Source organism: Streptomyces shaanxiensis, from assembly GCF_039537145.1.
In the GTDB taxonomy this organism is placed as follows: domain Bacteria; phylum Actinomycetota; class Actinomycetes; order Streptomycetales; family Streptomycetaceae; genus Streptomyces; species Streptomyces shaanxiensis.
In genome coordinates, this window is sequence record NZ_BAAAZY010000003.1 from 351613 (window position 1) to 358872 (window position 7260).

6 protein-coding genes are annotated in these 7260 nt (G+C 70.9%); 3 read left to right on the forward strand and 3 right to left on the reverse strand.

The genetic code is table 11. The features are described from left to right. The first annotated feature begins 1 nt into the window (after window position 1). From ABD932_RS03745 to ABD932_RS03755, 3 genes are read left to right on the forward strand one after another with little or no spacing between them, the layout of a single operon-like run. Window positions 2-1435: a flavin monoamine oxidase family protein gene (locus tag ABD932_RS03745; protein WP_345008619.1), complete on the forward strand. Its 1434-nt coding sequence runs from the start codon at window positions 2-4 to the stop codon at window positions 1433-1435. Between the two features lie 31 nt (window positions 1436-1466). Then, on the forward strand, window positions 1467-2723 hold the full coding sequence (locus tag ABD932_RS03750) for a cytochrome P450 family protein (RefSeq protein WP_345008620.1): 1257 nt from the start codon (window positions 1467-1469) through the stop codon (window positions 2721-2723). A 2-nt stretch (window positions 2724-2725) separates the two neighbouring features. After that, complete coding sequence (locus tag ABD932_RS03755) at window positions 2726-4300, forward strand: GMC family oxidoreductase (protein ID WP_345008621.1); 1575 nt, start codon at window positions 2726-2728, stop codon at window positions 4298-4300. Window positions 4301-4417: 117 nt separating this feature from the next. Here ABD932_RS03755 and ABD932_RS03760 read toward each other — a convergent pair whose 3' ends face one another. The 3 genes from ABD932_RS03760 to ABD932_RS03770 form a co-directional block, all read right to left on the reverse strand. Then, window positions 4418-5947 carry a helix-turn-helix domain-containing protein gene (locus tag ABD932_RS03760; RefSeq protein WP_345008622.1) on the reverse strand — a complete coding sequence of 510 codons (1530 nt, stop codon included), beginning with the start codon at window positions 5945-5947 and terminating at the stop codon, window positions 4418-4420. 74 nt (window positions 5948-6021) lie between these two features. Next, window positions 6022-6219: a DUF4236 domain-containing protein gene (locus ABD932_RS03765; protein ID WP_345008623.1), complete on the reverse strand. Its 198-nt coding sequence runs from the start codon at window positions 6217-6219 to the stop codon at window positions 6022-6024. A 97-nt stretch (window positions 6220-6316) separates the two neighbouring features. Then, window positions 6317-7117, reverse strand: coding sequence for a DUF6985 domain-containing protein (locus ABD932_RS03770; protein ID WP_345008624.1), 801 nt, complete (start codon window positions 7115-7117; stop codon window positions 6317-6319). Window positions 7118-7260: the final 143 nt, after the last annotated feature.

The following is a 7260-nucleotide window of genomic DNA, read 5'->3' on the forward strand; positions in this document are numbered from 1 at the left end:
CGTGAGCCCCGACACCCGTCCAGGTGACCCCGCGATACCGTCGGCCGCAGACCAGGGCGCGCGGCGACGTACCGTGCTCCGGGCCGCCGGCCTGACCGCACTGCTCGGCGCCACGGGCGTCACCCGCGCCGCCGCCGCGGAACCCGCGGAAGCGGGCGGCCACGACGTCATCGTCATCGGCGCCGGCTTCGCCGGCGTCACCGCCGCCCGCGAACTGAGCCGGGGCGGGCTGCGCCCGCTCGTCCTCGAGGCCCAGGGCCGCATCGGAGGACGCACCTACACCGCCGAGTTCGCCGGCGAAAAGGTCGAACTCGGCGGCGCCTGGTTCGACGAGGGACACCCGCACGCCTGGAAGGAACTGCAGCACTACGGCCTGCAGCGCACCGTGGACCAGGCCCCGGAGGTGGCGTTCTTCCCTGCCGAGCAGGGCTATCGCGCCTACACCCCCGCGGAGGGATTCGGACGGCTCGCCGAACTGGTCACCCCCGTCTTCGATGGCTCGAAGGAGTACTTCCCGCGCCCGCTCGACCCGTTCGCCCGTGAGGATCTGGTGCGTCCGCTCGACCGGACCACCCTGATCGAACGGATCGACGCGCTGAACCTCGCCCCGGTGGACCGCGCCTGGGTCACCGGCAACCTCGGCGGTCTCTCGGGTGGCTCCGCACGCGGCTCGCTGACCCAGATGGCACAGTGGTGGGCCCTGTCCGACTGGAACTACGACAAGTTCTCCAGCGCCACCTCCTCCCGCCTCGTCCACGGCACGGCCGCCTTCATCGAGGCGATGCTCGCCGACGCCGACGCGGACCTGCGCCTGAACTCGCCCGTCACCAGGATCGAGGACCACGGCAGCCACGTCCGGGTCACCACCAGAAGAGGCACGACCTACCGCGCCCGCGCCGCCGTGGTCGCCGTACCCGTCAACGTCTGGAACCGCATCACGTTCGCGCCCGGACTGCCCGCGGAGTACCGCCGCCTCGCCGAGGAGACCGTCGCCGTACCGTCGGCGAAGAAGATCTGGCTCCACATCCGCAGCGACCAGGGCCTGTTCTACGCCGCCGGAGCGGAAGGCGTGCCGGGCCTCGGTGACGTCATCCCCACCCAGCGCCTCGGCGACGGTCATCTCGCCTACGCCTTCAGCGCCGACCCCGCTCTCGACGTGACCGACCGCGCACAGATCCAGGCCTCCCTGCGACGCTGGGTGCCCGACGCCGAGGTGCTTGCCGTGCGGGGCCACGACTGGGGCAACGACCCCTTCGCGCGCGGCGGCTGGACCTACAAGCGCCCCGGCCAGCTCACCGGACCGCTGCGCGCCGTCCAGCGCCCGGTCGGCCGCCTCTCCTTCGCGGGCAGCGACATCGCCCTCGGCTGGAGCGGCTGGGTCGACGGCGCCATCGAGTCGGGCCTGCGTGCCGCCGGCCAGGTCCTCGGCCGGTGAACACCCATCCCGCGACCGTGTCGGAGAAGCGATGACCGAGCAGACAGCACCCCGACGTATCGATCCCATTCGTATCGATCCCAGCGGCAGCGACCTCCACGCCGAGGGCGAGCGGCTGCGCGCCCGCGGACCCGCCGCACAGGCCGAACTGCCCGGTGGCGTGACCGCCTGGGTGGTGACCGACGCCGCCCTGGCCAAGAGCCTGCTGACCGACGACCGGGTCTCCAAGGACGCGTACCTGCACTGGCCCGCCTGGGAGAACGGCGAGGGCGAACTGGCCCGCAGCTGGCCGCTGGCCTCCTGGGTGGCCGAACGCAGCATGATCAACGCCTACGGCGGCGACCACCGCAGGCTGCGCAAACTGGTCGCCAAGGCGTTCACCGCCCGCCGCACCGCCCTCCTGCGCCCCACCATCGAGACGCTCGTCTCGGACCTGCTGGACGACATCGCCGCCACCGCGCCGGGCCGCCCCGTCGACATCCGCGGCGAGTTCGCCTACCCCCTGGCGATCCGGGTCATCTGCGCGCTCCTCGGCATCCCGACCGCCATGCGCGCCGACCTCTTCCGGGTCGTCGCCGACATGTTCCGCACCTCCGCCACCCTGGAGGAGGTGCAGGCCACCGGCGAAGAGCTGTACGGCCTGATGACGGCACTCATCGCGCACAAACGCGAGACGCCGGGCGACGACCTGGTGAGCGCGCTGATCGCCGCGCGCGACGACGAGGAGTCCGCCGGACTCGACGAGACCGAACTCGTCGACATGGTCCTGCTGATGATCGGCGCCGGCCACGAGACCACGGTCAACCTGCTCGACCACGCCATCCACTCCCTGCTCACCCATCCCGAGCAGCTGCGCCTCCTCCAGAACGGCGACGCCACCTGGGACGACGCGATCGACGAGGCGTTGCGCCACGAGGCGCCGATCGCCAACCTGCCGATGCGCTTCGCCGTCGAGGACATCGACACCGGCCAGGTGACGATCCCCAAGGGAGACGCCCTGATCATCTCCTACAGCGCGGTGGGCAGGGACCCCGAGGTCCACGGCGCCGACGCCGACGCCTTCGACATCGCCCGGCCCACACGCCACGACCACATCTCCTTCGGCCACGGTGTGCACCGCTGCGTCGGCGCCCCGCTCGCCCGGCTGGAGGCCTCGCTCGCCCTGCCCGAGCTCTTCGCCCGCTTCCCCGACATCGGCCTGGCCGTGGCCACGGACGAACTCCAGCCCCTGGAGTCGTTCGTGTCCAACGGCCACCGCACGCTGCCCGTCCTCCTGAAGCAGGCCTGACCATGGAGGACGAGCTGTTCGACTACGTGATCGTGGGCGCCGGGTCGGCGGGGTCCGTGCTGGCCGCCCGGCTCACCGAGGACCCCGCCGTACGCGTCGCGCTGATCGAGGCCGGGGGACCCGACACCGACCCCGCCATCCGTGTCCCCAGCGCCTCACTCACCCTGCTCGGTACCGAACTCGACTGGGGCTACGAGACGGTGCCCCAGCCCGGCATCGACGGCCGCAGCGTCGGCTGGCCCCGAGGGAAGGTCCTGGGCGGCTCCTCGTCGCTCAACTTCCAGATGTGGATACCGGGTTGCGCCGACGACTACGACGCCTGGGGCCGCGCAGCCGGCCCCACCTGGTCCTGGGACACCGTCCGGCCCTACCTGCGCAAGGCGGAACACTGGGCGGGAGACCCGGACGAGGGAACCTCCTACGGCGCCGACGGTCCCCTGTGGATCTCGCCGCCCCGCGACCCCGACCCGACCACCGCCCACTTCCTGCGGGCCTGCGCCGAACTCGGGCTCGGGCCCATGCCGGGCGGCCTCGGCGGTCCCCACCTGGGCGGCAGCGCGCTCACCCCGCTCAACCAGCGGCACGGCATCCGGTGGAGCTCCGCGGACGGCTATCTGCGCCCGGCCCTCGAACGCGACAACCTGACCCTGTTCACCGGGCAACAGGCCCGGCGCATCGTGCTGGAGGACGGCCGCGCCCGCGGCGTGGAGCTGGCGACCGCCCGCCTCATGGCACGCCGCGAGGTCATCCTCAGCGCGGGGGCCGTCGGGTCGCCGCACCTCCTCATGCTGTCCGGTATCGGCGACGAGCGAGAACTGTCGGCCGCGGGCGTCGAGCCGCGCGTCCACCTCCCCGGAGTGGGCCGCAACCTGCACGACCACGCGACGCTCGACGTGATCCGGCACGCGGTCGACCCCGTACGCCTGGCGGACGCCGAAACGGCCCGTGCGAAGAAGCAGTTCGAGCAGGACCGCACCGGTCCGCTGACCTCCAACATCGCCGAGGCGGTCGGCTTCTTCCGCAGCGACGGCCGTCCGGGTCCGCCCGACCTCGAAGTGATCTGGGCCCCGATCGCCTTCCAGGGCGACTCCCTCGCCGACGGACTGACCGTGGGCGTCGTACTCCTGCAACCCGAGAGCCGGGGCACTGTCACCCTGAAGGACCCCGACCCCGCGACGCCGCCCCTGATCGACCCGCGGTACCTGTCGGCCCGGGCGGACCTCGAACGGCTCGCGGCGGGAGCCCGCTTCGCCGAACGTCTCTTCACCACCGACGCCCTGCGTCCCCTGGTGGCCGGGGCCATGACCCCCTGGGCCGAGGGCATGAGCGACGACGCCCTGCACCAGCACGTCCGGGAACACACGAGCACCCTCTTCCACCCCGTCGGCACCTGCCGCATGGGCCTCCCGGAGGACGACACCGCCGTGGTCGACCCGGAACTCAGGGTCCGCAACGTCCCCGGTCTGCGCGTCGTGGACGCCTCCGTGATCCCCCGCATCATCCGCGGACACACCCACGCCCCGGCCGTCATGCTGGCCGAGCGGGCAGCGGCCCTGATCCGCGGCGAACCCCGGTAGACGGACCGGGCAGAGAACGGGCGAGGCCCGGTGGTACCCCCCGGCCACCGGGCCTCGCCTCACGTCCGCGACGGACCGTCCGGCGGCTTCGAGCCGACCTGCTCTTTCTGGAGACTTTCAGATGTCCCGGAAGATCTCGATCTGCGCCCCGATGGAGTTCAGACGCTCGGCGAGGTCCTCGTACCCCCGGTTGATGACATACACGTTCCGCAGTACCGACGTACCCTCCGCCGCCATCATCGCCAGCAGCACGACCACGGCGGGCCGCAGCGCGGGCGGGCACATCATCTCGGCGGCGCGCCAGCGGGTCGGGCCCTCTACCAGGACGCGGTGCGGGTCCAGCAACTGGAGCCGGCCGCCGAGGCGGTTGAGGTCGGTGAGGTAGATCGCGCGGTTGTCGTAGACCCAGTCGTGGATGAGGGTCTTGCCCGACGCGACGGCCGCGATCGCCGCGAAGAACGGGACGTTGTCGATGTTCAGGCCGGGGAACGGCATCGGGTGGATCTTGTCGATCGGCGCCTCCAGCTTGGAGGGCCGGACCGTCAGGTCGACCAGGCGCGTACGGCCGTTGTCGGCGAAGTACTCCGGCGTACGGTCGTGGTCGAGGCCCATCTCCTCCAGGACCGCGAGCTCGATCTCCAGGAACTCGATGGGGACGCGACGCACCGTCAGCTCCGACTCCGTCACCACCGCCGCGGCCAGCAGGCTCATCGCCTCGACCGGGTCCTCGGACGGCGAGTAGTCCACGTCGGCGTCGATGTCCGGCACGCCGTGCACGGTGAGCGTGGTGGTGCCGATGCCCTCGACCCGGACGCCGAGCGCCTCCAGGAAGAAGCAGAGGTCCTGGACCATGTAGTTGGAGGAGGCGTTGCGGATGACCGTGACGCCGTCGTACCGCGCGGCGGCCAGCAGAGCGTTCTCGGTCACCGTGTCGCCGCGCTCGGTCAGCACGATCGGACGGTCGGGGCGGACGGCGCGGTCCACGACGGCGTGGTACTGGCCCTCGGTCGCCGCGACGTCCAGGCCGAAGCGGCGCAGGGCGATCATGTGCGGCTCGATGGTCCGCGTGCCGAGGTCGCAGCCGCCGGCGTAGGGCAGCTTGAAGCTGTCCATACGGTGCAGCAGCGGGCCGAGGAACATGATGATCGAGCGGGTGCGGACGGCCGCCTCGGCGTCGATCGCCGCCATGTTCAGCTCGGCCGGCGGCACGATCTCCAGGTCGACACCGTCGTTGATCCAACGGGTGCGCACCCCGATGGAGTTGAGCACCTCGAGCAGGCGGTAGACCTCCTCGATGCGGGCGACGCGACGCAGCACCGTGCGGCCCTTGTTGAGCAGCGAGGCGCACAGCAGGGCCACACAGGCGTTCTTGCTGGTCTTGACGTCGATGGAACCGGACAGTCGACGTCCGCCGACGACCCTCAGATGCATCGGCCCGGCGTACCCCAGGGACACGATCTCGCTGTCCAGGGCTTCACCGATTCGGGCGATCATCTCAAGGCTGATGTTCTGGTTGCCGCGCTCGATGCGATTGACGGCGCTCTGGGAGGTGCCGAGCGCCTCGGCGAGCTGCGTCTGTGTCCAGCCCCGGTGTTGCCGGGCGTCACGGATGAGCTTGCCGATGCGTACGAGGTAATCGTCTGCCATGGGGGTGAGGCTATCTCAGATATGAGATGACGCATGCCTGGGGGGCGCCATTCGGGTGACAGGGTGACAGACCGTCAACGTCGCCTGGCGGCGCGGCTGCGACGCCACCCGAAAGGTCCGGGCAAATCCACTGATGTCGTACGACGTCCGGTACTGCTGCGGGTGTGTCGCGGGCCGTGCCCGCCGCCCGTCGTGATGGACCAGGAGCGCCGGTTGATGTTCAGCCGCACTCCCGGAAGGATCCGGAAACTCTTGCGGAATGTGAGGGGCATGAACGCCTCCCTTCGAGGCCGGGGTACTTGTCCCTCTGGGGTTGTTGTACCTATTCCTGCACTTATTCCTGCATCTGTTCCTGTGCGTGTCTCTCGGTTACCCCGACTTGGCGAACTGATGGCAGAACTCCACCGACTCCTCGAAGGTGACCGATGTCACCGGTTCGGACGAGTTGAGCGGTACGGCGGGAGCGATGGCGTAGCGGTGCCGCGCCGCTTCCCCGTCCTCGGGGCGCAACTCCAGTACGCCCGGCCGTGGACAGTGCCACGTCAGCCGGGTGACGTACTCCCCGAAGGCGTTCGCCACGCTGCTCCATCCCCGGCCGTCGGCGCGCAGCTCGAACTCGGAGCACTCCATCACGCCGTAGTCGAAGGGGATGCTGCTCCAGTGTCCGATCAGCGCCTCGTCCAGGCCGGTCCGCGGGCCGCGGGCGTCGCGCCTGGCGATCCAGAGCAGCAGGGCCGTGTCGGCGCCTCCCACATCGACGACGCGGGTGCCGTGCATGAGTACGCCCAGGCCGTACTCCTCGTCCATCGGGCATTCGAATTCGACGCCGACGTAGGGGATGCCGTCCCTGGCGATCGGGTGGACGTACAAGGCGCTGATCTCGACGGGGCCCTGGGCGGTCGGTACCTCACCGTCCGGTTCCTCGTCCTCCGTGCGAAGAACCGCGCAGTGGGCGCGTACTGCGGGCCGCAGGGCGTGGAGGAGGGCGGGCAGGTTGTCGACGGCCCAGATGACGGACGTGATCTCGGCGTCGTCCAGGGGGTGGCCCGCGCGGCCCTCGGGGGCGTAGTGCAGGGGGACGGCTGTCCGGCCGGCGGCCGGGGTGCCCGGTGGCAGCGGCACCCGCGTCGTCCACGCGAAGTCGCCCCAGAAGAAGTCGGTCCGTCTCATTGTGTGGGGACACTCCGGCGTGATGGTCGGGGATCGGGATGTCGTACCTCTCCACCCCGTTGCGGAGTGCCGGCAGTCACCCGACTGGGGGAGTCTCGCCATGCTCGTCAGGGACGACGTGCAAAGGCCGGCTCGGCACCCAG

Coding starts and splice junctions, on each gene's coding strand:
- ABD932_RS03750 (WP_345008620.1), top strand. CDS start 1,467: ATGACCGAGCAGACAGCACCCCGACGTATCGATCCCATTCGTATCGAT.
- ABD932_RS03755 (WP_345008621.1), top strand. CDS start 2,726: ATGGAGGACGAGCTGTTCGACTACGTGATCGTGGGCGCCGGGTCGGCG.
- ABD932_RS03760 (WP_345008622.1), bottom strand. CDS start 5,947: ATGGCAGACGATTACCTCGTACGCATCGGCAAGCTCATCCGTGACGCC.
- ABD932_RS03765 (WP_345008623.1), bottom strand. CDS start 6,219: ATGCCCCTCACATTCCGCAAGAGTTTCCGGATCCTTCCGGGAGTGCGG.
- ABD932_RS03770 (WP_345008624.1), bottom strand. CDS start 7,117: ATGAGACGGACCGACTTCTTCTGGGGCGACTTCGCGTGGACGACGCGG.